At 53.2% G+C, this 23503-nt stretch carries 20 protein-coding genes; 9 read left to right on the top strand and 11 right to left on the bottom strand.

The genetic code is table 11. The annotated features are described in order from the left end of the window. The first annotated feature begins 53 nt into the window (after positions 1-53). Positions 54-1268 carry a multidrug efflux MFS transporter EmrD gene (emrD, locus tag E1N14_RS10710; RefSeq protein WP_255265331.1) on the top strand — a complete coding sequence of 405 codons (1215 nt, stop codon included), beginning with the start codon at positions 54-56 and terminating at the stop codon, positions 1266-1268. A gap of 303 nt (positions 1269-1571) precedes the next feature. Here the strand turns inward: emrD and E1N14_RS10705 are convergent, their stop codons facing one another. From E1N14_RS10705 to dapA, 4 genes are all read right to left on the bottom strand, one after another. Further along, the gene (locus E1N14_RS10705) at positions 1572-4664 is read right to left on the bottom strand and encodes an efflux RND transporter permease subunit (protein WP_028779221.1); all 3093 of its coding nucleotides are present in this window, start codon (positions 4662-4664) and stop codon (positions 1572-1574) included. Continuing rightward, positions 4661-5746 (bottom strand): efflux RND transporter periplasmic adaptor subunit, encoded by a 1086-nt coding sequence (locus E1N14_RS10700; RefSeq protein WP_025009714.1) that lies wholly within the window; start codon positions 5744-5746, stop codon positions 4661-4663. Before E1N14_RS10700 ends, E1N14_RS10705 begins: the two co-directional genes overlap by 4 nt. A gap of 439 nt (positions 5747-6185) precedes the next feature. Beyond that, the gene (gene bamC / locus E1N14_RS10695; RefSeq protein WP_025009713.1) at positions 6186-7286 is read right to left on the bottom strand and encodes an outer membrane protein assembly factor BamC; all 1101 of its coding nucleotides are present in this window, start codon (positions 7284-7286) and stop codon (positions 6186-6188) included. A 4-nt stretch (positions 7287-7290) separates the two neighbouring features. Continuing rightward, positions 7291-8175, bottom strand: a complete 885-nt coding sequence (dapA, locus tag E1N14_RS10690; RefSeq protein WP_028779222.1) for a 4-hydroxy-tetrahydrodipicolinate synthase — start codon at positions 8173-8175, stop codon at positions 7291-7293. 174 nt (positions 8176-8349) lie between these two features. On the opposite strand from dapA, the gene E1N14_RS10685 reads away from it, so the two are divergent. Beyond that, positions 8350-8898 carry a glycine cleavage system transcriptional repressor gene (locus E1N14_RS10685; protein ID WP_025009712.1) on the top strand — a complete coding sequence of 183 codons (549 nt, stop codon included), beginning with the start codon at positions 8350-8352 and terminating at the stop codon, positions 8896-8898. A gap of 40 nt (positions 8899-8938) precedes the next feature. Continuing rightward, entirely contained in the window at positions 8939-9406 is a 468-nt protein-coding gene (gene bcp / locus E1N14_RS10680) for a thioredoxin-dependent thiol peroxidase (RefSeq protein ID WP_025009711.1), read from the top strand. Between the two features lie 116 nt (positions 9407-9522). Here bcp and E1N14_RS10675 read toward each other — a convergent pair whose 3' ends face one another. Then, the gene (locus tag E1N14_RS10675) at positions 9523-10149 is read right to left on the bottom strand and encodes a LysE/ArgO family amino acid transporter (RefSeq protein ID WP_025009710.1); all 627 of its coding nucleotides are present in this window, start codon (positions 10147-10149) and stop codon (positions 9523-9525) included. A 156-nt stretch (positions 10150-10305) separates the two neighbouring features. Between E1N14_RS10675 and E1N14_RS10670 the strand changes: the two genes are divergently transcribed. Continuing rightward, the gene (locus tag E1N14_RS10670) at positions 10306-11199 is read left to right on the top strand and encodes a LysR family transcriptional regulator ArgP (protein WP_025009709.1); all 894 of its coding nucleotides are present in this window, start codon (positions 10306-10308) and stop codon (positions 11197-11199) included. Positions 11200-11264: 65 nt separating this feature from the next. On the opposite strand, the gene E1N14_RS10665 is transcribed toward E1N14_RS10670, so the two are convergent. Both E1N14_RS10665 and E1N14_RS10660 read right to left on the bottom strand, forming a co-directional pair. Further along, the gene (locus E1N14_RS10665) at positions 11265-12356 is read right to left on the bottom strand and encodes an AI-2E family transporter (RefSeq protein ID WP_025009708.1); all 1092 of its coding nucleotides are present in this window, start codon (positions 12354-12356) and stop codon (positions 11265-11267) included. A gap of 81 nt (positions 12357-12437) precedes the next feature. Then, positions 12438-12659 (bottom strand): sulfurtransferase TusA family protein, encoded by a 222-nt coding sequence (locus E1N14_RS10660; RefSeq protein WP_025009707.1) that lies wholly within the window; start codon positions 12657-12659, stop codon positions 12438-12440. Positions 12660-12761: 102 nt separating this feature from the next. Here E1N14_RS10660 and bepA point away from each other — a divergent pair, with 102 nt between their 5' ends. The 4 genes from bepA to E1N14_RS10640 all read left to right on the top strand — a co-directional run bounded on the left by bepA (position 12762) and on the right by E1N14_RS10640 (position 17262). Next, complete coding sequence (gene bepA / locus E1N14_RS10655) at positions 12762-14231, top strand: beta-barrel assembly-enhancing protease (RefSeq protein ID WP_051472599.1); 1470 nt, start codon at positions 12762-12764, stop codon at positions 14229-14231. Between the two features lie 122 nt (positions 14232-14353). Next, the gene (gene arsC, locus E1N14_RS10650; protein WP_025009706.1) at positions 14354-14704 is read left to right on the top strand and encodes an arsenate reductase (glutaredoxin); all 351 of its coding nucleotides are present in this window, start codon (positions 14354-14356) and stop codon (positions 14702-14704) included. Next, positions 14705-15088 (top strand): DUF2069 domain-containing protein, encoded by a 384-nt coding sequence (locus E1N14_RS10645; protein WP_025009705.1) that lies wholly within the window; start codon positions 14705-14707, stop codon positions 15086-15088. A 224-nt stretch (positions 15089-15312) separates the two neighbouring features. Then, positions 15313-17262, top strand: a complete 1950-nt coding sequence (locus E1N14_RS10640; RefSeq protein ID WP_062793682.1) for a PKD domain-containing protein — start codon at positions 15313-15315, stop codon at positions 17260-17262. Positions 17263-17353: 91 nt separating this feature from the next. Here the strand turns inward: E1N14_RS10640 and hda are convergent, their stop codons facing one another. After that, positions 17354-18064, bottom strand: coding sequence for a DnaA inactivator Hda (gene hda / locus E1N14_RS10635; RefSeq protein ID WP_025009703.1), 711 nt, complete (start codon positions 18062-18064; stop codon positions 17354-17356). A gap of 77 nt (positions 18065-18141) precedes the next feature. Continuing rightward, positions 18142-19287 carry a DUF2066 domain-containing protein gene (locus tag E1N14_RS10630; protein WP_025009702.1) on the bottom strand — a complete coding sequence of 382 codons (1146 nt, stop codon included), beginning with the start codon at positions 19285-19287 and terminating at the stop codon, positions 18142-18144. A 211-nt stretch (positions 19288-19498) separates the two neighbouring features. On the opposite strand from E1N14_RS10630, the gene E1N14_RS10625 reads away from it, so the two are divergent. Next, on the top strand, positions 19499-20746 hold the full coding sequence (locus tag E1N14_RS10625) for a uracil-xanthine permease family protein (RefSeq protein ID WP_025009701.1): 1248 nt from the start codon (positions 19499-19501) through the stop codon (positions 20744-20746). A 106-nt stretch (positions 20747-20852) separates the two neighbouring features. Here the strand turns inward: E1N14_RS10625 and E1N14_RS10620 are convergent, their stop codons facing one another. Both E1N14_RS10620 and E1N14_RS10615 read right to left on the bottom strand, forming a co-directional pair. Beyond that, positions 20853-21332: a GNAT family N-acetyltransferase gene (locus E1N14_RS10620; protein WP_037436570.1), complete on the bottom strand. Its 480-nt coding sequence runs from the start codon at positions 21330-21332 to the stop codon at positions 20853-20855. A 222-nt stretch (positions 21333-21554) separates the two neighbouring features. Further along, the gene (locus E1N14_RS10615) at positions 21555-23492 is read right to left on the bottom strand and encodes a sensor histidine kinase (protein ID WP_062793683.1); all 1938 of its coding nucleotides are present in this window, start codon (positions 23490-23492) and stop codon (positions 21555-21557) included. Between the last annotated feature and the right edge of the window lie 11 nt (positions 23493-23503).

Below are 23503 nucleotides of genomic sequence, written 5' to 3'. Positions count from 1 at the left end.
TCCCAAACGGTTCTTTAGTTATGGTTCTTTATCAAGGTTGTAGGAGTATTACTGTGGTACCTGATGAGAATGTTTCCGGCGTATCCTTGAAGCCTTTATTAATCATGCTGGTGATGATGGTCGCCAGCGGCCAGATTGCCCAAACCATTTTTGTGCCGGCGCTGCCTATGATGGGTGAGCAATTCAGTGTCAGTGCCGGGCAACTGCAGGCGATTATGGGCACTTATCTCTTGGCCTATGGCCTACTGCAATTTGTTTATGGTCCGGTATCGGACAGATTCGGTCGCAAGCCGCTGCTGCTCATCGGTCTCAGTCTTTTCGTCATAGGTGCCATCATCGCCGCCTGCGCCGAGAGCTTTAATACCTTGCTGCTGGCCAGCGCCATTCAAGGCTGCGGCACCGCCAGTGCCGGTGCCCTTTGCCGCTCTATTCCAAGAGATTTCTTCTTCGGCGAAAAACTGGTGCGTTTCAACAGCTATGTGTCCATGGCCGTGGTGTTCTCGCCGCTGCTGGCTCCCTTTATTGGCGGAGTGTTGAGTGTGCATTATGGCTGGCATGCCGTGTATTGGTTCCTGGCTTTTTTCGGTGTCTGCGTGGTGATAACCCTGGCGCTGAGGTTCAAGGAATCCCTCCCCAAGGAGAAACGCCAGCCGCAGTCCATGCTCAAGTCCTATGCCTTGGTGCTGAAGCACAGAGCCTTTCGCGGTTATCTGCTGTCCTTGGTGGCTACCTTCGCCGGGATTGCCGCCTTTGAAGCCATCGCCGGTATACTCTATGGCCAGGTGCTGGCTATGAGCCCCATGATGGTCAGTTGTTATTTCGTGGCGCCTATTCCGGGTTATCTGTTGGGAGCCTGGTATGCCGGCAGACAGGCATCACTGCATAAACTGTTTCACCACGGTGTAGCCCTGCTGGGTGCCGGAGCACTGTTTTTACTGCTGCCCGGCCTGTCAACTTTGGTGATAGGTTGGAGTCTACTGATTGGCTCAGTGCTCTTCTTTACCGGGGCCGGCATATTGTTTCCGGCGCTGACATCGGCGGCGCTTGAGCCCTTCCCGCGCCAAGCCGGGGTGGCCGGCGCCCTGCTTGGTGGACTGCAGAACTTTGCCGCCGGTCTTGCGGCCATGTTGATGTCGCTGGTGCCCATGATGGGACAACTCAGCATTGGGCTTTTGACTTCGTCCATGGTGGTGCTGGTGGTGTTGGCACTCAACTATGCCAGAACCCATCCGGATATCGATGTGCATACCGCCGGGGACCCGCTCTGATTTCCCTGTCAAACCATTAAGCAAGACCGGCCACTGGCCGGTCTTGCTGCTTCTACCCCTTACACTTCATGCTCTTCTTTGCGATTCAGACTTTGTCAGCGTTTTAGTCGACGAAGGCATTCGCTTTTGGACGTTATCCTTATGCGCCTTGCCAAACTGCGATCATGACAACAAAGCCAAAACAACCGAATAGCTCAGGCATAAAAAGCGCCCCTAAAGGAGCGCTGGTACCTAAATCTGAGGTTAAACCGAAAACAAAACCAACAGCCCTACCTTAAACGGTTTGGCGACTGATTAGGCCGGTTATTCTGCCAGCTCCTTTTCCAGTTGCTGCGCCACGGCTTCGGGCGAACTGGAATGGCGGGCAAACAGTGAATAAGCCACAGGGATGACCAACAGGGTAAACAAGGTGGCCAGCAAAATGCCGGAGAGCACCACCACACCGATGACAAAGCGGGTCTCGGCGCCGGCACCTTCGGCGAGCACCAGAGGCACGGCACCGGCGGCCGTGGTTATGCCTGTCATCAGTATGGGTCTGAGCCTTTGGTTGGCCGCCTGCAAAATAGCAGCATCAAAGTCGACCCCCTTATCCCTGAGCTGGTTGGCAAATTCAACAATCAGAATACCGTTCTTGGCCGCCAACCCCACCAACATGATGATGCCTATCTGGCTGTAGATATTCAGACTTTGACCGGTCAGCAACAAACCCACCAAGGCGCCCACGGTTGCCAGCGGTACAGTCAGCATGATCACCATGGGGTGAATATAGCTCTCAAACTGCGCCGCCAATACCAGGAACACTATCCCCAGTGCCAGCAGGAACACGAAGTACATGGAGCTGCCGGACTCCTGATAGTCGAGCGACTGACCTTTGTAGCTTATCAAGGCTTCTGCCGGCAGATAGGTGTGGGCCAAATCATTGAGATAATCGAGCGCCTCACCCAGGCTGTAACCTTCCGCCAAACTGGCCTCCAGCGTAATGGCCCGCATCCGGTTGTAGCGATGGAGCTGACTGGCGTCGGCAAACTCCTCTATGCTGACCAGGTTCGAGAGTGGGATCAGCTGCTTGCTGCGATCTGAGCGCACATAGATATTCTGCATATCCGAGGCGGTGTTTTGGCTGTCGCGGTTCCCCTCAATGATCACGTCATACTCTTCACCGTCGCGCATAAAGGTAGTCACCAGGCGTGACCCCAACATGGACTCAAGCGTGCGCCCTATATGAGCGATGGAAACCCCGAGATCGGCCGCCCTGTCTTTGTCGATAACGACTCTGAGCTGGGGCTTGGTTTCCTTGTAGTCATGATCCAAACCGACGAGATTGGGGTTTTCCGCCGCTTTTTCGAGCATGATGTCGCGCCATCTGGCAAGCTCCTCATAACTGGGGCCGCCAATGACAAACTGCACAGGTTTGCCCACTCCACGGCCAAAGGCCTGACGCATTACAGGAAACGCTCTGACACCGGCGAGATCGGCCAGCCTGGCACGGACATCATTGATGATCTCCTTGGCGGGACGGCGCTGGCCCCAGTCATTGAGCACTATGATCGCCATACCGTTGGAGAAGTTGGCCGAGCCGCCCCAACCGCGAGGCGCACGGATCAACAAACGCTTGATTTCGCCGCTGTCGACCAGAGGCATCAAACGTTGCTCCACCTCGTTCATATAGGCTTCAATATATTCATAGCTGGCGCCTTCCGGGCCGTTGACCATCAGGAACATAGAGCCCCTGTCTTCTTCCGGCGCAAACTCCTGCGGGATCAGTTTAACCATGTAGGCACTGGCCCCAAGAGCCGCCACCACCAACAGGGAAACCAGCAAGGGGTGCTTCATGGCGCCGGTGAGGCTGCGGCTGTAAAAGCCTGCCAGAGCGTTCATTCCCTTGTCGACCTGCCGCATCAACCAGGTATCCTGGCTCGCGGGTTTAAGCAGCTTGGAACACATCATGGGGCTGAGTGTCAGTGCCACTATCGAGGAAAACAACACGGCGGCACTCATGGTGACGGCAAACTCTTTAAACAGCTTACCGAGATCGCCATCGAGGAAGGTGATTGGCATAAATACCGCCACCAACACAGCCGTAGTGGCAATAACCGCAAAGGCCACCTCACGGGCGCCGAGGAAAGCGGCTTTCAATGGACTGTCACCCTCTTCGATGCGGCGGTGAATGTTTTCCAGCATCACGATGGCATCATCCACCACCATGCCGATGGCCAGGATCATCGCCAGCAGAGTCAAGAGGTTAATTGTGTATCCCAAGGCGTAGAGCACGATAAAAGTGGCCAGCAGGGATACAGGCACAGTCAGCGCCGGGATCAACATGGCGCGCACACTGCCAAGGAACAGGTAGATGACGATGATCACCAGAATAATGGCGATAAACAGTGTCTGATACACTTCATCGATAGAGGCTTCGATAAACACTGAGCTGTCGTAGGAGCGTTTAATCTCCATCCCCTGGGGCAGAGTCGGGTTGATCTCATCCACCAGTTTATTCACCGCCCGCGCCACTTCCAAAGTATTGGCGGTAGACTGTTTGGAGACCCCCAAGCCTATCATGGCTTCGCCGTTACCACGGAACATGATCCGCTCTTCTTCCGAGCCGATTTCGACCCTGGCCACATCCCCGAGCTTAACCAGGTAGCCATCGCCCCCTTGGGTCAGCACCAGGTTGGCAAAGTCTTCGGCGGTGCGAAAGCTGCGTTCAAGCCGCACGGTAAAGTGACGTTCCTTGGATTCGATGGAGCCGGCCGGCAGTTCGACGTTTTCCGATCTCAGGGCCGCTTCGACATCGGCTACGGTCAGGTTGCGGGCCGCCAGTGCCTGGCGGTCAATCCAGACCCGCATGGCGTAAACCTTGCCGCCACCGACACGCATATTGGCCACCCCGTCGATGACGGAGAATCTGTCGGTGAGGTAACGGCGGGCATAGTCGGTGAGCTGCAAAGTGGTCATCTGATCCGACACCAGATTGAGCCACATGATCACTTCATCGCCGCCATTGGCCTTTTGAACTTCCGGCGGATCGGCCTCTTCCGGTAAGTTATCCAGCAAACCGGCAATCCGGTCACGGACATCGTTGGCGGCGGCTTCAATATCGCGGTCAATATCAAACTCAAGCACCACAGAGGAGCGGCCATCTGTGCTGGAAGAGTCGATATGACGTATGCCTTCAACGCCACTGATCCTATCTTCAATCAGCTGAGTGATACGGCTTTCCACCACAGAGGCACTGGCGCCACGGTAGCTGGTATCTATCGAGACTATCGGCGGGTCGATATCCGGGTATTCGCGTAGTGGCAACTTACCGAAGGACACCAGACCGAAAGCGATCAGCAACAGGCTGATGACCGAGGCGAAAACCGGCCGTTTAACGGAAATGTCTGTCAGTATCATGCTGTGGTCTTCGCCTCTTCAGCCGTCAGGAAGCTGAAATGTTCCTTGAACTCCACCTTGACCTTGTCACCGGGACGGACCTTGAGGATCCCGCGAATGATCACCTGCTCACCCAGCTCAACGCCTTCGAGAATTTCCACCCAGCCACGGCTGCGCAGCCCAATAGTAACCTGACGTTGTTCCACCACACCTTCACTGTTGGCCAGATAGATGTAGTGACGGTTTTGAATAGGAATAATGGCCGACTCAGGCAGCAACAACGCCTCACGGTTTTGCTTGATAAGCTTGACCTTCATCAACATGCCCGGTAGCAGTTGACCATCGGGGTTGGGGATTTCGGCGCGCACCACTACTGCCCGTGTGGTTGGGTTAACCCGGCTGTCGATGGAAACAACCTTGCCGCGAAACAGCTTATCCGGGTAAGCGACCGCGCTGGCTTCCACGATTTTGCCCGGCAACAAGTCCTGAATAAAACGCTCGGGAACCGAGAAATCCAGCTTGATCACCGAGATATCATCCAAGGTGGTGATCACCACTCCCGGGGTGACCAGGCTGCCGACCGAGACCTGGCGTAAACCCAGGCGACCATTGAAGGGGGCGGTGATCTGTCTGTCCCGCAGCGCCGCCTGTGCCTGCTCGACTTCGGCTCTGGCACTTTCTATCAGAGTTTGCAGTCGGTCGCGCTCGGTTTCTGCGACTGTCTTGCTGGTGACCAGAGAGCTGATGCGGTCGAACTCGCGGGTATTCTCCCGCACCTTGATCCTGGCCAGTTCCACTCTGGCCTGCTGCTCGGCGTCCTGCAGCTTGGCAAGCAGTTGCCCTTGCTTGACTATCTGACCATCATCGAAGCGAATCGAGGTCACCACATCGCTGACCTTGGGGGTAATGGTGACTGACTCATAGGCTTTGGAAGTGCCAAGGGCCTCCACTTCATCCCGCACAGCCTGAATGGCTGCCTTATACACCACAACATTGGGTACCGGGCGGGCCTTTCTCTCCGCCGGGGCTTGCTGCTGATGCCATTGTTGATAACCAATGGCTGCGGCCGCCAGTAGTACCAAAAGGAGTATTATTTTTTTCATTGATTGTCCGAAGGTACAGAGTTTTATGGGTAAAACAGTTTACTCTGCGACTTATCGGCTTCAATACGTTTTACCTTTTCTTACAAATTACATTTATTTGACACAGATACACACACAGTTAAAACAACTGCATCAAAGCCGCCGAAACAAAGATACAGGCTATAGATTGACTCAAAAACCAAGGACTATTCTGCAAATGACTTTACAAACAGGGAGGCGTTGATTTCATCTCTCGTGCGGTAAAGATGAAGTAGTAGGACAAATATCAAACAAAAACATTATAAATTAAATGGTTATAAATGGCTGGTGCTGAGAAAGCCACAGAACTTCGGTACCGACTTTTGGCACCCAAGGGCAGTAATAGGCTTATGAGGAGATCAAAAAAGGCGCCGAAATCGGCGCCTTTTCAATCACACTCTCTGATATAAACCCGCAGAGCTTAACGCACTTTACGATCTTCGCGCATCAAATCCGCCAGGTTCTGATAGACGGCTTCAATGGTCTCATTCGCGAGCGGTTGGTCGGCCACATCGTGCAGGCGGATCTCAGTCTGCTCTTTGTTGGCGGCACTTTCCTGCAGCAATAAACGATAGCTACCCTCTTTAAGCGCTAACTTGTTATCGCCCCACAGGGAACTCCAGAAGCCGGAGTTGTCATTCAAGTTAACGTAGAACAAACCTTTGCTTGAGTCCATGTCCACCACTTCCAAACCAAGCTCAGGCAGTACTATCCGCAGACGATCCCAAGTACGCTTGAATGGCGCATCAGCCACCCAGTAGCTCTCGCTGTCGCCGCCCTGATGCAATGACATATCAATGCCCAGACTCTGCTTGATACGGTTGGCCTTGATCATCTGCTCACGCTTGAGGCTCATATAGGCCACGGCGCTGTTGAGCATGTCTATGGTGTAACGGCGCTTATCTTCACCACTGAGCAGTACCGGCAGCTCTGAGCCGTCGTAATGCTCTTCGTGATCTATAAGGTTGATCACCAGGTTACCTGTGCGGCCATGAGGACGAACTTCGACATCGAAACGGAAACGCTGGCGCAGCTGGTAGACTTTATCGCTGCCAAACCAGGAAGAATCGAGCACCTGCTCTGTTTCAATCCAATCTGTTTCGATAGCGCCTTTATCATAATCTTCAGAGACTATGCCATAGCCTTGCTTTTGCAGATAACCCTTAACCGTGCTGAAGATCTCCTGTTTGAGATCAACACTGTTGTCGATGGACTCAACCACCACTTTGATGTTGTCGCTGCCCTCTTCCACATGGGTGCCTTCAGCCATGGGCAGCACTTGCAAAGGCGGACGAATATCGAGTTTTTCACCAACAAACTCAGCATTACTCTTGGCGCCCGCTTGCGGGATCTCAAACTCTTTACTGAACCTTGGGGTGTCCAATCCTTCCGGGATCACCAAGGGAGCTGAAGTGCCGGCTTCAACATACTCGAAGTTGCCATTGGCCTGACGACGGTCAATCGGCGTACTGCAGGCTGAAACTGCGACAACCAGCACTAAGGGGGAAACTTGCTTTAGCATTAAATTATTCAACCTCTATCCCGGCTTTTTGCATTGCGTTAAGCAACAGACCATGAAACTCCTCGGAAAGTTCAGTCAAAGGCAAACGAATTGTGCCTTCGCTGATGAGTCCCATGCGATGGGCCGCCCACTTAACCGGTATTGGGTTTGCCTCACAAAAGAGTGCACTGTACAGGCCGCTCAGGGGTTCATCCACGGCTTTTGCCTCTGCCGCTCTTCCTTGCAGCGCTGCCTCACACATGGCCTTGAACGCCTTAGGGACGATATTGTTGGCAACCGAGATCACCCCGTTGCCACCAAGGGCCAGGAATTCGCGCGCCGTGGCATCATCACCGCTGAACAGCAGAAAATCATCGCCGCAAAGCTCACGCAGCAGTTTAACCCGTGCGAGATCGCCTGTGGCTTCCTTCACCCCTATGATGTTGGGCACATCACAAAGTTGGGCAACGGTTTCCGGCTTCATGTCAACCGAAGTGCGGCCTGGAACGTTATACAGAATTTGGGGAACATCCGTACTGGCTGCAACCGCTTTATAATGGGCAACCAACCCCTTGGGAGTGGGCTTGTTGTAATAAGGTGTCACCCCCAGCATGGCAGCCACATCGAGTTTCGACAGGCCCTGGGTAAGCTCTATGGCTTCAGCGGTGGCATTGGCACCATTACCGCCTATGACGGGAATACGGCCTGCGGCAAAAGAAAGGGTTTGTGACACCACTTCGAGGTGTTCGCGAATGGGCAGAGTGGCAGATTCGCCTGTGGTACCAACTGCTACTATGGCATCGGTCCCCTGCTCGATATGAAATTCCACCAAACGCTCGAGACTTGCAAAATCCACTGAGCCATCGCCTTGCATGGGCGTAATTAAGGCTACGATGCTTCCGTTTATCATCTTATGTCCCCAAGATTTCAGGATTCGCTATGGTACTGGTGCAGCCAGCCAATGACAAGCACTGTCAGGGCTAACAAATCGAATTAGTTGTGGTAGCATGGTTGACCGCACAAAAAACTCAGCTCAAAGGGGCTGAGTTTTCGCTCTATGATACCGGAAATATGAGGAAAATTCATGACCAACTACCTGGTCGTTACCGCTATGGGGGCCGACCGTCCCGGCCTGGTCAGCAAACTGGCAAGATTAGCCAGTGATTGCGACTGTGACATAGTCGACAGCCGCATGGCGCTGTTCGGCAACGAGTTTACTCTGATTATGATGTTGTCCGGCTCCTGGGCATCCATTACCAAGATAGAAACCAGCCTTCCCAGTCTCAGTGTCGAACTTGAACTGATGACGGTAATGAAGCGCACCTCCAAGCACACGCCGCAAAATTACATCTCGCGCATTGAAGTGACTTTCAACGGTCAGGACCAGCGCGGCACCATGAAGCGCATCTCCCAGTTCCTGGCAGACAGGTCCTTGGATCTCGGTGCGGTGCGCTCCTACTCGGAAGAACTGCCGGACGGCAGCCAGACTCAGCACGTTTTCCTGGCCATCAATATCCCGGAAAAGGTCGAATTGGATAAACTGGAAACCAGCATCCAGGCCTTGGCCGAAGAAATGTCCCTGACCTGCAACATCAAACGTATGCAGGGTATTGCGGTCCCCAAAGCCGATTGAATCCCACTCATCCCAGATAAAGATCAAAAGGATTGAACGCATGAACACCTTAAAAGCAGGCGATAAAGCGCCACTCTTCACCCTAAAAAACCAAACCGATGAAAATATTTCACTGCAAGATTGCCTGAAAAAAGGCCGGGTACTGGTGTATTTCTACCCCAAGGCGATGACGCCGGGTTGTACAGTGCAAGCCTGTGGCCTGAGAGACAGCAAGGCGGAACTGGACGAATTCAATGTAACCGTGCTTGGAATAAGCACAGATCCCGTGGCGAGACTGGGCAAGTTTATCGATAAGCATGAGCTCAACTTCACCCTGCTCAGCGATGAAGACCACGCAGTAGCCGATGCCTTCGGTGTCTGGGGCGAGAAAAAATTTATGGGCAAAGTTTATGATGGCCTGCATCGCCTGAGTTTCCTGATTGACCAGGACGGCACCATCTGCCACAGGTTCGACAAGTTCAAGACCAAAGATCATCATCAAGTGGTGCTGGACTATCTCAAGGGATAAACCCCACGGCTATTTTGCCGGCTCCTATTGCCGGCATTTACCGCATCCCCAAGCCAGAGACATTAAAAAGCCCGCAATGCGGGCTTTTGTTTTTCTGCAAGATACCTGAACTTACCTCAGAAGCCCCTTCCCTGAAAATAGGGCCACAGAATAGCCAGGGCGATTGACCACATGGTCAACCAGATAAATCTGTCCAGATAACGCCAGGCCGCGGGACGGCTGAACACGGGCGCCAGCAGGCGCGCGCCAAAGCTCAGACTAAAGAACCAGATAAAGGAAGCCAGCACGGCCCCGGCACCAAACCAGCCCCTGACCTCGGTATCAAACTGGGTACTTATGCTGCCGAGCAAAACTACTGTATCCAGATACAAGTGTGGGTTCAAAAAGCTGATCGCCAAGGTGGTGATCATCGCCTTGCGAAATGAATCCGCCGCTTCAGCATCCCCGGTCTGCAACCCCTGACTCTTGAATGAAGAACGCAGCGCGTTGAAGCCGTACCACAGCAGGAAGGCCGCGCCGCCAAAGCTCGCCAGATGTTTGATGGCCGGCACGGCCAAGATCAACTGCCCTAGCCCGGCAACCCCAGCAGTAATCATCAGGGCGTCTATCAAAGAGCAGGTCAAGGCGATGGGAAACGGATAAGCACGCTTGATGCCTTGCTTCAACACAAAGGCGTTTTGAGCTCCCACGGCAATGATTAGACTGGCACCTATCCCCATGCCCTGAATGAAAGCGGTTTGCATAATCTCTCCAACAGCAGTTCGCCGCGATAGCCGGCGACCAATAAAAGTTTTCAATGGCGGCAGTTTACTCCCGGCAAGAAAATTAATATAACTAATATTTTTTATCGGTCATTAGCAAAACTTATAATCAAACAAGGATTAATCCAAGGAGTTTTTATGCTGGACTACAGTCACCTCAAAGCCCTGTCTGTGGTGGTCGCTGAAGGCGGTTTTGAGCGAGCAGCCAAACGGCTGCATGTGACCCAATCGGCGGTATCACAGCGGATAAAGCAGCTTGAGGAAAGAGTGGGTCAGGCACTGCTCGTCAGGAGTAATCCCGTAGTGCCGACACCAACAGGGAAGCGGCTCTTGCGCCACTATGCCCAGGTCGAACTGCTGGAGACTGAGCTCAGAGCCGAAATGGACGCCGACGATCCGGCCATGCCCACTGTGGTGAGAATCGCGGTGAATGCCGACAGTCTGGCAACCTGGTTTCTACCGTCCATCAGCGCCATATTCGCCCGCCGCGGTTGGTTGTTGGAATTGATAGTGGATGATGAATCTTACACTCATCACTTGTTGAAAAACGGTGAGGCTGTCGGCTGCGTGACCACCTTGGGTCAAGCGATGAACGGCTGCTCCAGCGAGTTTCTCGGGGTGATGGAGTATGCCTGTGTGGCCACGCCTGAGTTTGCCGAACGTTTTTTCGACGGCTTGCCGGATACCGACTCGCTGGCCTCGGCGCCGGCAGTGGTATTCTCCACCCGCGACAAGCTGCATGAAAAGTACTTGAAGCGCTACTTCGAAATGCTGCCGGGACAATGGTGGCAACACACAGTGCCGTCATCGGAAGGCTTCTTGGAAGCGATTCTACAGGGATTGGGTTATGGCCTGGTGGGCCATTTGCAGGCCGAGCCGCTGTTGGCATCCGGGCGCTTGATAGAGTTGACACCCATGATGCGGATGCGGGTACCGCTTTACTGGCAACACTGGAACCTTAAGGCCAAGCAGACCACTCTGGTATTCAGGGCATTGGCGGCGAGCGCCAGAAACCACTTGTTGCCCGAATGAATAGCGGTTGAAAAAACACAGGCGACCATAGGCCGCCTGTGTCAGTAAACTTGAAATTTACCGCCTTATTCGGCTTGCGCCTCTAAAGCGGCTTTGTCCGCATCTGCTTCGGCGTTGGGCCAGGCGTTCAATACAGCCTTGACCAGAGAAGCCAGCGGGATCGCGAAAAACACGCCCCAAACACCCCAAAGGCCACCGAAGACCAACACTGCGGCTATGATGATCACCGGGTGCAAGTCCACCGCATCGGAGAACAACAAAGGCACCAGCAGGTTGCCATCCAGCGCCTGAATGATGCCGTAACCCAGCATCAAATAACCGAACTCGGGGCTGACGCCCCACTGGAAGAAGGCAACCAGCGCAATAGGTAAGGTCACCAGGGTGGCACCGACATAAGGAATAAGCACGGAAAGCCCGGTCAACACCCCAAGCAGCGCCGCATAGCGCAGATCCATCAGGGCGAAGAATACGTAACTCACTACCCCGACAATCACAATTTCAATCACCTTGCCGCGAATGTAGTTGAAGATCTGCTGATTCATCTCGAACCAAACCTTACGGGCCAGATCGCGATTGCTGGGGAAGAAACGCTTGCTGCCGCGGATCAGTTCATCTTTATCCTTGAGGAAGAAGAACACCAGCAACGGCACCAGGATGGCGTAAACCATCAGCACCAGCAAGGATGCCGAATAGCCGAGAAGCTGCTTGGCGATATCCAAAAGATGCTGGGTGTCGAGCAATTTTTTGAGCTCGGACACCATGGTATCGAGCTGATCTGTAGAGATAAACTGCGGATATTGCTGCGCCTGCTCCTGCAGCAGGATTATCCCCTTGTCCAACATGGTGGGCAGGTCAGTCAGCAGCGCAGCACCCTGGCGCCAGATACTGGGGATCAGACCGAATGACAACAAGATCATCAAGCCGATAAAGAGGATCAGTACCAAAGAGGCGGCCGCGGTGCGGCTTATCCCTACCCTTGCCATCTGTGCCACCGGCCACTCCAGCAGAAAGGCCAATACCAGAGCGACCAGCAGCGGCATCAATAAGCCACCGGCGAAATAGATGGTCAAGGCAATACCAAGCAGAATAAACAGCAGTGTCAGAGCCTGAGGATCACTGAAGCGGGCCTGGTACCAACGACTCAAATAGCTAAACATCCGGGATTCCTGTGGTGATGATGGCTGCGGCCATCTTGATTATCGCTTCTTCAAGAAGCTGTGTAGTTACGTCCTGCGCTTCTATTCTGCAACGGACACCTGTAAGCGCAATACGGCCGGCTCGTCGGACTCAATCCGACAATCATAGCCCTGTTTTTTGGCAAAGCGGGGAACATCCTGCCGCGATCCCGGGTCTGAAAGCAAGAGACACAGAGTTTCACCGGGCCGCAAACGTTTCATCGCCATCTTGGCCTTGACCAGGGCTTCGGGACAACGACTCTGAGTTAAATCAATTAAAACCATGATGAGCTTGCTAAACATAAACCTCGGCTATTATCCTAAGTTGCAACTCAAACCACAAGCCAGGCAGTTATGCATTAGTGGCATACAGGAAATCTAATCAGCTTGAGTACATTGACTTTTTCCAAGTTCCGACATTCCATTCTGGCCGGTGCCACTGCTGTTTTAATTGCCACCGCCAGCCAAAGTTTCGCCAATAACGACTTGCCGGATCTCGGTACCGCCGCCGTCAACACCTTCAGTCTCGAAAAAGAGATGGTTTATGGTGATGCCTATATGCGGGTTATTCGTTCCCAGGCGCCTGTGTTATCCGATCCTGTGTTGAGCCAATATGCCACCGAACTGGGTAACAAATTGGTGGCGCATGCCACCGGGGTTAAGACCCCCTTCTATTTTTTCCTGTTGCGAAACGATGAAATCAACGCCTTTGCCTTTTTCGGCGGTCATGTGGCAATCCATACAGGCCTGTTTCTCAACGCCGACAATGAAAGTGAATTGGCCTCGGTACTGGCGCACGAAATTACCCATGTAACCCAGAGGCACCTGGCGCGCTCACTCGAAGCCCAGGAGAAAGCCAGCCCGGCTACCATTGCCGGGTTGCTCGGCGCCATCTTGCTGACCATAGCAGCGCCTCAAGCCGGGATGGCGGCGCTGGCCACCACCCAGGCACTCTCGACTCAATCCAAGATCAACTATACCCGCTTGCATGAAAAAGAGGCCGACAGGATAGGCATGCAAATTCTGGTGGAATCCGGTTTCGATCCCAACGCCTCGGCCAACTTCTTCGGCAAACTGGCGGCCCGTTACCGTTTTACCTCCAAACCGCCGCAAATGCTGCTGACTCACCCCCTGCCAGAGTCGCGGATCACCGATGCCCGTAACCGCGCGGCTCAGTATCCCCACAGATATGTGGCAGACAACCTTAACTTCCACCTGGCCAAGGCCAGGATCCAGGTGCGCTTTTCCAGCTACAGCGACGATGCGGCACTGTCGCTGTTTGAGACCCAATTAGCCAAGCACAACTATGCCTTTAAAGATGCGGCCCTCTATGGCAAGGCATTGGCACTGTTTCGCCTCAAGGACTTCAAACAATCCGAGCAGCTCATAGATCAATTGCTGGAAAAAGATCAGGACAACCTCTTCTATCTTGATACCAAAACCGATCTGCTGGTGGAGCGTAAGGATTATCAGGGCGCGATAACGATGTTGGAAGCCCAAAGACGCCTCAAACCCACCTCCCAAGTGATCAACGCCAACCTGGCCAGTGTTTATCTCGAAAGTAAACAGCCACAGCGGGCAATCCCTATTCTCGAGGACATGGCGTTTCTGGATAAGCAAAACCCCTTGCCCTATCAGTTGCTGACCGAAGCCTACAAGCAAACCGGTAACAAGGCGCTGGAACACTTCTCCAATGCCGAGTCCATGGCACTCAGGGCCGACTATAAAGGTGCTATCGATCAGCTCAATTTTGCTTATAAAGCCGCCGACGGCCAACCACTGCAGATTGCCAGAATCGAGGCCAAGATTCGCCAGTTCCGTGTCGCCGACCGAGCGCTGGACGAATTGAAGAAATAATCGGTTTACACTTTGATTATGCTGGCTTTCACTGGCCCGTTAATCGGGCCACTTTCCCCTGACGTAACCGCAGATTTTTGCTATCATCGTCGCACTTTTCAGCCAAGGTAAAGAGAAAACCCATGACCCAGGTCACTATTTTCCATAATCCTCGCTGCTCCAAGAGCCGCGAAACACTGGCACTGCTGGAGTCCAAAGGCGTCGAGATCCAGATTGTCGAGTATCTGAAGCAGGTACCGGATGCTGCCACCCTCAGTGAACTGCTGGCTAAACTGGGCATCAGCGCCCGTGAATTGATGCGCACCAAGGAAGAGGAATACAAGGCTCAGGGGCTGAATAACCCGGAATTGACCGAAGCTCAATTGATTGCCGCCATGATTGCCACCCCCAAGCTGATAGAGCGCCCAATCGTCCTGGCCAACGGTAAAGCCGCCATCGGCCGCCCACCGGAAAACGTGTTGGCGATCCTGTAAATGAGCAGTCATGCGTTATTACAGGTCTCACGCACAGGCTATCTGCTACTGACAGCCTTGTTGACCTATGCCTTTATCGGTAAAGGGCTCGACGGCGAATACTCGCTGCTGTTCACCAGTCTTTGGCTGGTGCCCTTGCTGCTGCCGTTGCCTGGGATCCTTAAAGGTAATCCTTATACCTTTGCCTGGGCCAGCTTTATTCTCTGTCTCTATTTTTTGCACGGCTTGACCTTGCTCTACATAGCCGAGGGCAATGAATGGTGGTTTGCGCTGATTGAGAGTCTGTTGATCTCATGCTTACTGATCAGCATGCCCTTCTACGCCCGCAAGCGCGGCCGCGAATTGGGTCTGGGACTCAAGAAACGCGCCAAAGACAAAGAGTAAACCCGGATAATAGATAGGGGCCGACGATAATGGCCCCTTTTTTGTGCTCTGTTCAGCTCTTGCTCTGACTCCCTCGCATACTGGCATAATTTGCAACAATTTTTCCCATCTTAAGGACTATTGGTCACCCTGCTGGCCCGTGCTATAGTGCCCAAGCAACACAACCATTTTTATATAAAACAACAACAAATAATAACAAGCAGTCAACCAAGTGGAGTCGTGCCATGAAGATACTGCCTTACCTCCCCTTCACCTGTACTCTATTGCTCACCGCCTGTGGCGGTGGTGGCAACGATGATGGCAGCGACCTTATCCCTCCTGTCGTTACCCCACCTCCGGCCTTGTCGCGTTGTGAACAACAAAGTGAATTCGACAACCAAACCACAGCCTCTGGTCTGGTTTTTAAGCTGCAAAGCCGCTATTTAGCCGGCCAGCAAAGCGGTGTTCTGGCCACTCTGGGAACGCTCAACAGCCGTAATATGCAGTTCCAGTGGCAACAGTTGTCCGGGCCCAGTGTCGATATGGACATGAATGACAGCCCTGTGCTGGCCTTTGTGCCGCCGCAAAGCGGTGATTACCGCTTTCAGTTGAATGTCAGCGGCAGTGATCTCAGCCTGCAGGAAACGGTAACCCTGACAGTGATGGACGGAAGTGGCCTTAATATCCGCCAGGATCACCAAGTGGTAGAGGGCAACAATGTCAGCGTACGACTGGATAGAGTCGATGGCACAGTGGCAAACAACATCAGTTGGTGTATTGCCGCCGGACCTGAGCTCAACCTGGATCTGACCAACCCTGAACGCCCCTTATTTGTTGCGCCCGAGGTCAATCAGGACACAGGGGTGATCTTAAGAGCCAGCGCCAGTGTCAATGGCGAGACCTTAAGCGATGAAGTCAGCATACTGATAACAGATGAAGCGCAAATCACCTCAGAGTACTTTGATGCGCCCATCGCCCGCACCCATGCCTACAAACGCAACTCGCCTTATGCCGAAGTGTTAAAGCGCTGCACTTATTCCAATCAGTTGAGCGCTTGCCAGCTCAGTACCCTGCCCTTGATAGGACAAGGTGCCGGCGGCATCAGTGATAAAGAAGCGATAATGAACCGGGTACTGGTATCCCACGACTGGATGGGACGTAATTTTGAAGCCTTCCTCGATCAAATGGACACTCATGGTGACTTTGCCACCTTGCTGCAGTCTGTCACCGCCGTGGTGATAAGTTACGATGTCCGCCCCTCCTTCTACTGGGTGGTCACAGGTGCTATCTATCTGGATCCGGAAGATCTTTGGTTGACGGCAACTGAGCGCGACAGTATCAATGAAGCGCCGGATTACCGTGCCGGTTTCGGTAATGAACTGCAGTTCCTGATCCCCTGGCGTTATGTCAAAGACAACGATTATGCTTCTGTCTATCGTGATCGCAGCCAGCGCAGCAACCGCCCTATCAGCGAGTTGACAACCGATCTCTCCTCGCTGCTTTATCACGAGTTGGCCCATGCCAATGACTTTTTCCCGCGCAGTGTTCACCAAAGCCTTGAGGGGCCGACTTTGCTGGATGACTATTACCGACGCACGGCACAAAAAGCCTTGATATCGGATCAGCTCAGCAGCGCCTATCCGCTGGGCAGCGCAGAGATGAGCGCCCTGGCCGGCGTGAGCTTTATGGGCCAAACAGCCACCGCCACCCAAAAGGCATATACGCCCGGGGATGTCAGTGGCTTCTTCTCCGCAGACAGAGCCAATGACTTTTACAACTACAGCACCCCCAGGGAAGATGCCGCCATGCTGTTTGAAGAAGCCATGATGAGCTACCGTCTTGGCGTGCAGCGTGATGTGGCGATTACAGACAAACCCGAAACAGTGACCGCAAATAGCATCAGTGTCGACTGGGGCCAGCGGGGACGTATCGGCGCCTCGGCCCTCAGAAACCGTACAGGCTTGGTGCTGAGCGAAATGATGCCTGAGCTCAATGCTCAGCTGCTGCTGGATAGTTTGCCGGCGCCGCTGCAGATGCAACCAGGCCTGAGCTGGGCGGCCAACCTCGGCATATCACCCACACTTATGGCGCCGAAGAGCAATGTCCAGCGTCAGCAAGGGCGTGAACAGACCCAAGTGCCGCTGCGTTTAAGTGGCGATCGCCACAAACCCCCCGTAGGGGTGAACAGACCCTGACACGCTTTTCGGTTTATTCGAGCATCAAAAAAGCGCAGCTTCAGCTGCGCTTTTTAAATGCATTTAAAATAACTAGGCTTGGACTCGACAGTCAGAGGCGCAACATCTCTTTGATAAAAGGAATGGTCAACTTACGCTGATGAACCATGGAGGCCTTGTCCAACCTGTCCAACACATCGAACAAGGTGCGCAGATCCCGGGCCAAACGATTGAGCAGAAAACGGCCCACATCTTCCGGTAATTGCAAGCCACGCATGGCGGCACGGCGCTGCAATGCCACCAACTTTTCCTCATCGGCCATGGGTTGCAGCTGATAATTGAGCCCCCACTGCATCCTTGAGACCAGATCCGGCAAGGCAAAACCGGCATCTATGGGTGCCGCACTGCCGCTGACCACCAAAGCACAATGTTTCTGCTCGGCGACTCGGTTGTAGAGATCGAATATCGCTTCTTCCCACAAAGGGTGGCCGGCAATGGCATCGACATCATCAATACAGACAAGATCGAGCTGCTCCAAGCCTTCAAGCAAAGCGGTGGAGATACTGGCATGAATACCCAGGGGAATATAGAAGCTGCTGCGTCCCAACTCATTGGCATGAGCGCAGGCGGCGTGCATCAAGTGGGTTCGTCCCGACTTAACCGGTCCCCATAGGTAGACGGCTCCCTGGCTGCGGCCTTCGGCACAGGCCCTCAAGGTCTGGATCAGTTCATCGTTTCCTGCCGCAGGATAATAACTGTTAAAAGTCTCATCGTCCGGCAAGTGAACGGGCAGTGAAAGTTGCAAGGGTGAGTTTTGTGTCACTCAGGATCGTTCCAAATCGCAGTAAATCAAGTAATGCGGGCGCCAAGTCTAGCATGACTGGCGCCGCTGTTAAAACCTCAACGGCTGTGCCATTGGTATGGACCTATGGACTGGTTCACAGTATCGCTGAATTCTGTGGTCTTGGATGGCTGCGACAATGTATTCATGCCGTCGTTGCCCTGCCCGCCAGCCAAATTCTGAAAACCAGTCTCGGCCGAAGATAAACGTGGTTCCAGACGCAGCAGGTTTTTCAAGTCCTCTTCCGAGCCAAAAAGCTGCACGTTGAAAGTGGCACTGTCACCCTGCAGAGTACTGAGGCTGGCTTCACGCACCGCACTGAGTTGGTTGAGAAACGCCTCAATCTCAACCAACTGTTTCATTTGGTTGATGCCGGTAAAACGCACTTTGCTCAGCAGGCCATCGCCGGAATCGGCAATCGCGTACCGGGAAACGAAGTAATCAGACAGTGACAGCATCATCTCGGCCACGGCTTCGTCCTTACTGGCGGCCCGCCCCTGACGGCTGAGCAGAGGTTGGCCAAAAGACTGACTGACATCTGTCTTGGGATAAAGCACCAGTTGATAGCTGAATTCACTGCCGCTGGCTTCCAGTGTGCCCATGGCAAAGAAGTCCGCCTGGTAACGCCCTGAAGCGGTAGCGACGGTATCTGCAAACAAACCGCGCACATCATTGACATTGATGCGCATCAGATCGTCCAGATCCATCAAAGGAAACATCAAAGGCACACCACGTTCCATCGAGGCATTGGCAAACGCCTTGCGCTCTTCGGCACTCGAATCATCACTGAGGATAACCCTCTCATTATTGATATCCGTGCTGAGCCAAAACAGAGTCAGGGGACGTTGTTTGCCCCAGACCGGCAAGCCGGCTTCGCGCAGCATGCTGATTATCTTGCGGTGATCGAAATTCGCCTTCAGCTTTAGCCCCTCTTCGGTATCCAGATAGCCAAACTGACTGACCATGGCATCGGCATTGGCGAGCTTGGCCTGAATTTCCGGGCTTTCGAGGGCGCTACGGGAGCCGGAGTTTTTCAAAATAACATCTTCCAATGCCTTCTTGAGCCCCTTGCTCTTCTCGGCACTGGTTCGGGATTCCACGGCTACAGTGGCTTCATCCAAACGTTTGACCTCAACAGCCTGGGCCAGAGTTGTGGCACAGAACAGGGAGAGAAAAACGACTGGCTTTATAAATGAATTCAGCATCTTTGCGACGGTAAAAAATGGTCGGAATGGCAAAAGTGTATCATATATGCCTCACTTGGCGAGCCGATGGAGATGAAAAACCTCCCGCTTCGTTCATCTCGGGTTCAGCGGTAGAATTTGTGAAAAATTTGATCTAAAACGGCAAATAGTCCCCCACAATTTACAGTGAACTGGTAATATTGGCCGGTTTAACCTAAATACGGATAAAAAAATGAAATACCTTGCCCGTCCTCTGCAAGGCGCACAGATGTTATTTGTCGCTTTCGGAGCCCTGGTGCTAATGCCGCTGCTCACCGGCCTAGATACCAGCGTAGCCCTGTTCACCGCCGGATTCGGCACCCTGTTGTTCCAGTTGATCACCAAACGTCAAATCCCTGTTTTCCTTGCTTCCTCCTTTGCTTTTATTCCACCTGTCATGTACGGCGTACAAACCTGGGGCGTCCCCGCGACCATGGGTGGCCTGATGGCTGCAGGATGCGTCTATCTGGTACTGGCCTCTGTGGTTAAACTGCGTGGCGGTGGCGTAATCATGAGACTCCTGCCTCCTGTGGTGGTGGGACCTGTGATCATCATCATAGGCTTAGGTCTAGCACCGGTTGCCGTGAATATGGCGCTCGGCAAGAGTGGTGACGGCAGTCAGGTACTGGTTGCTCAGGATACCGCCCTTATTGTTTCTCTGGCATCACTACTGACCACCATAGCCGTGGCCATCTTTGCCAAGGGACTGTTGAGGTTGATGCCGATCCTGGCCGGTATCATAGTAGGTTACGGCCTGAGTCTGTATTACGGCATAGTGGATTTCAATGTGGTACATGAGGCCGCGTGGCTGGCCATGCCCAACTTCGTTGCCCCCGAGTTCAACTGGCATGCCATTGCCTTTATGATCCCGGTTGCCATAGCCCCTGCCGTGGAACACATAGGAGACATTTTGGCTATCTCCAATGTTACCGGTAAAGATTATTTGAAAAAGCCCGGTTTGCATCGCACTCTTGCCGGTGACGGGGTCGCCACCATAGCGGCCACCGCTTTTGGCGGCCCGCCAAACACCACTTATTCTGAAGTGACGGGCGCTGTGACCCTGACCCGCAACTTCGACCCCAGAATTATGACCTGGACTGCCATTACCGCCATTTTGCTGGCCTTTGTTGGTAAACTGGGCGCCCTGATGCAGACGATTCCAGTACCTGTGATGGGCGGTATCATGTGTTTGCTGTTCGGCTCTATTGCCGCTGTGGGCCTCAACTCATTGATCAAGCATCAGGTGGATCTCAGCGAGCCCCGCAACCTCTCCATAGTTGGGGTAACATTGGTATTCGGTATCGGCGGCATGGCTTTCGGTATCGGTTCATTCAGCCTGACCGGTATCAGCCTTTGCGGTATTGTGGCCATAGTGATGAACCTGCTGCTGCCAAGCAGCAAGCCCCAAGCAGCCAAGACAGGTGACTCCCTCGCGGACTGAGCCTTATCTCATTTTGCGTAAACTTGAGTATCAAAGTACAAAGCGCCCAAAAGGGCGCTTTTTCATATTTTAAGCCACCCAAAAGGCCTTAACGACTCTTTGGCTGCTATAACGTCAGGCTCATGGGAATATCCACCATTCCCTCTCGCTCACGAACGCCATCTATACGTTTAAAACCGAATTTCAGGTAAACATTCTCGGCAGTGACGGCTGAATTAACCGTAAATTTGCCTTCATTGCCCTTGTCCAGGCATGCCTTTCTGGCCACATCCCAAAGTCGCCGTGCCAGCCCCTGACCTGCAGCATCTTCGCGAACAAACAGATGATACAGATGGCGATTTTCCCTCATGCCTACTACCCCCAGGAGCTCACCTGAATCATTGACAGCCAGATGATAACGGTAATCTCCGTTTAAATAGCCGCTGACACTGGCAGGCGACATGGAATCAAGCAGCATTGCATGAACCTGAACACCACAGGAGGGCAATACAAACTTGCGGGTTTGGGGAATAATCAGATCACTGATAGCCTGGGCATCGGCAGAATTAGCGATTCGGATACTGGTACTGCTAGTATTGGTAGCCAATTGATAACATCCTGTTTTTCGTTCTAAATAGTTAGGGTTAATACTTTATGCATGGAACGCATCTATCTCAAGGTTGTTTGCCGTCAACCAGGGAAAAGTTCACTCATACATGACAGATACCGTCGGGTTATTGTAAAAATACGCAGAATAACAAGGGGCTGAGGTTAAGCTTTATAAGCTTTTATTTCAGGTAAGGACTTTTAGCTTTGCTCAAGGCAGGCTTCAGGCCGGTGCCATATCGGCTTCTTTAGCTGCGGGCTTGACCGCCGTTTGCTCCAGCGGCAACAGCAATATCATCGACGTTCCTATGCCATTGACTCCCGAAGATACCCGCACACTTCCTCCCAACACTTCAGTGGTCAGATGGTGCACTATATGCAGGCCGAGCCCGGTACCACCGCTACCTCGCTTGGTGGTATAAAAAGGATCAAACACCCTTTGACTATCCTGCTCCTTAATCCCTATGCCGTTATCCATCACGCAGATCTCCACCTTGTTTTGCAGCTTGCGGGCACAGATATGCACTTCGCCCCGGTCGGGTTCTTCAAAGGCATGGATCAGCGCATTGTGTACCAGGTTCTGGATCACCTGCCCCAGGGGGCCGGGATAACTGTGCATATGAATATCGCTGGGAATATCCGTGGTCAACTTATGATGGCTGTGTTTCCACTGGCCATGATTCAGTGCCAGGATATCCGCTATCAACTCGTGGAGCCAGAAGGCTTGCCTGTCGGCATTGGCCCTGTCAGATGCTACCTGACGGAACTGTTGAATAAGCAGGGCTGAACGTTTGAGATTGCGCTCGGCCAGGGTTAAACCTTCCGCTTGGTATTCAATAAACTCCTCCAACTGCGAGCGTTTAATATTGCCACTGTGATACCCACGCTTGAGTTCGTCCACCCTTTCATTCAGCGCAGTGACACACAACATGGCGGCACCAATAGGCGTATTGAGTTCATGAGCCACTCCGGCCACCATCAAGCCCAGAGACGATAGTTTCTCGGTGCGAACCAGTTCCTGCTGTGATGCCCTCAGTTGAGCCAATGTCAGTGCCAATGCCGCGTTGCTCTGTTGCAACTCATGAGCCTTATCCCCCAGACGCAGATTGGATCGCGCCAAAAATGCCCCCAGTAAAGTCATGCACAGAAGCACCACGGCGCCGACACCTGTATAGAGCTGCCTCAGCCTGGCTTGAATGAGCAAAGGCTGCTCATCATGGGACAAGGTGTAAAGCATGGGCACTTGGCTGCCATTGTTTAAGCTCGGGCCCACCCGAGAGAAGGTCCACATACCGGTTTCATCGATAAACTGCCCCTGGCTGGTCTGCTGAATGCGCTGCCAGACCTTGGGGTGAACGACCGCCAGGCGCTGCTCGGGATCGCCGAACATAAAGCCCCATTCCCTGTGACCATAAGTTGAAAGCAGCCAATAGCCTTCGGCATTCAGTAGCATGGTCTTGCCGGACTGGCGTAAACGCTCGAGTAAACCACTGCCATCCAGGTTTACCAATGCCAGTCCAAGCTCGCTGGTATTGGTATCCATCACTTTGGTGGCGGCGCGTAAGGTGGGACGATAGGGTTTCTCTATCTCTCCGCCTTCGATATTGAGATCAAAAGGAGAGTAATAAACCGCCCCCGGAGCCAGTCGGTTGGCTTCAATCACGTAATAGCGTGATGATTTATCCTGCAATGCGTCGTTGGCAACGACCCGCCTTTGATTATCTGTATGATCAACCCTGACCCGCTCAACTCCTGAGGTGCCTATCCAGCGAACTTGCATATAACTGGGATAGGCCTTGCTGAAATCAACAAACAGGCGTTGTAACAAGCTCAGTTGTTCGCTCTCGTCAAGCTTTGGGTCGGCCAATACCGATGCCGTCATTTGCGATAGCAGGCTGACATCCTGATGCACCTTGGTCAACTGTGCATCGAGTACCAGAGCGTCTCTGTCTACCAGCTCCCGCTGAGCATAACGCACCTGATCTATCTGCCATTGGGATGCATAGTGATACATGAGCCAGCTTCCCAGCGGTACCAGCAGCCACCAAGGCAAGAGATAACTGACCCTGGTCAACCACTTATTGCGTTTCTGACTCTTGGATGAGGCTTCCCCTGAAATCAGTGGTGTCATCACGGCCTGTTCGGGCAACTCTATCGACATAAGTGGGGTCC

The sequence above is a fragment of the Shewanella algae genome, from assembly GCF_009183365.2.
Taxonomy (GTDB): domain Bacteria; phylum Pseudomonadota; class Gammaproteobacteria; order Enterobacterales; family Shewanellaceae; genus Shewanella; species Shewanella algae.
This window is presented reverse-complemented; position numbering and strand designations above follow the sequence as displayed.

Coding starts and splice junctions, on each gene's coding strand:
- E1N14_RS10705 (WP_028779221.1), bottom strand. CDS start 4,664: ATGATACTGACAGACATTTCCGTTAAACGGCCGGTTTTCGCCTCGGTC.
- E1N14_RS10700 (WP_025009714.1), bottom strand. CDS start 5,746: ATGAAAAAAATAATACTCCTTTTGGTACTACTGGCGGCCGCAGCCATT.
- bamC (WP_025009713.1), bottom strand. CDS start 7,286: ATGCTAAAGCAAGTTTCCCCCTTAGTGCTGGTTGTCGCAGTTTCAGCC.
- dapA (WP_028779222.1), bottom strand. CDS start 8,175: ATGATAAACGGAAGCATCGTAGCCTTAATTACGCCCATGCAAGGCGAT.
- E1N14_RS10685 (WP_025009712.1), top strand. CDS start 8,350: ATGACCAACTACCTGGTCGTTACCGCTATGGGGGCCGACCGTCCCGGC.
- bcp (WP_025009711.1), top strand. CDS start 8,939: ATGAACACCTTAAAAGCAGGCGATAAAGCGCCACTCTTCACCCTAAAA.
- E1N14_RS10675 (WP_025009710.1), bottom strand. CDS start 10,149: ATGCAAACCGCTTTCATTCAGGGCATGGGGATAGGTGCCAGTCTAATC.
- E1N14_RS10670 (WP_025009709.1), top strand. CDS start 10,306: ATGCTGGACTACAGTCACCTCAAAGCCCTGTCTGTGGTGGTCGCTGAA.
- E1N14_RS10665 (WP_025009708.1), bottom strand. CDS start 12,356: ATGTTTAGCTATTTGAGTCGTTGGTACCAGGCCCGCTTCAGTGATCCT.
- E1N14_RS10660 (WP_025009707.1), bottom strand. CDS start 12,659: ATGGTTTTAATTGATTTAACTCAGAGTCGTTGTCCCGAAGCCCTGGTC.
- arsC (WP_025009706.1), top strand. CDS start 14,354: ATGACCCAGGTCACTATTTTCCATAATCCTCGCTGCTCCAAGAGCCGC.
- E1N14_RS10645 (WP_025009705.1), top strand. CDS start 14,705: ATGAGCAGTCATGCGTTATTACAGGTCTCACGCACAGGCTATCTGCTA.
- E1N14_RS10640 (WP_062793682.1), top strand. CDS start 15,313: ATGAAGATACTGCCTTACCTCCCCTTCACCTGTACTCTATTGCTCACC.
- E1N14_RS10630 (WP_025009702.1), bottom strand. CDS start 19,287: ATGCTGAATTCATTTATAAAGCCAGTCGTTTTTCTCTCCCTGTTCTGT.
- E1N14_RS10625 (WP_025009701.1), top strand. CDS start 19,499: ATGAAATACCTTGCCCGTCCTCTGCAAGGCGCACAGATGTTATTTGTC.
- E1N14_RS10615 (WP_062793683.1), bottom strand. CDS start 23,492: ATGTCGATAGAGTTGCCCGAACAGGCCGTGATGACACCACTGATTTCA.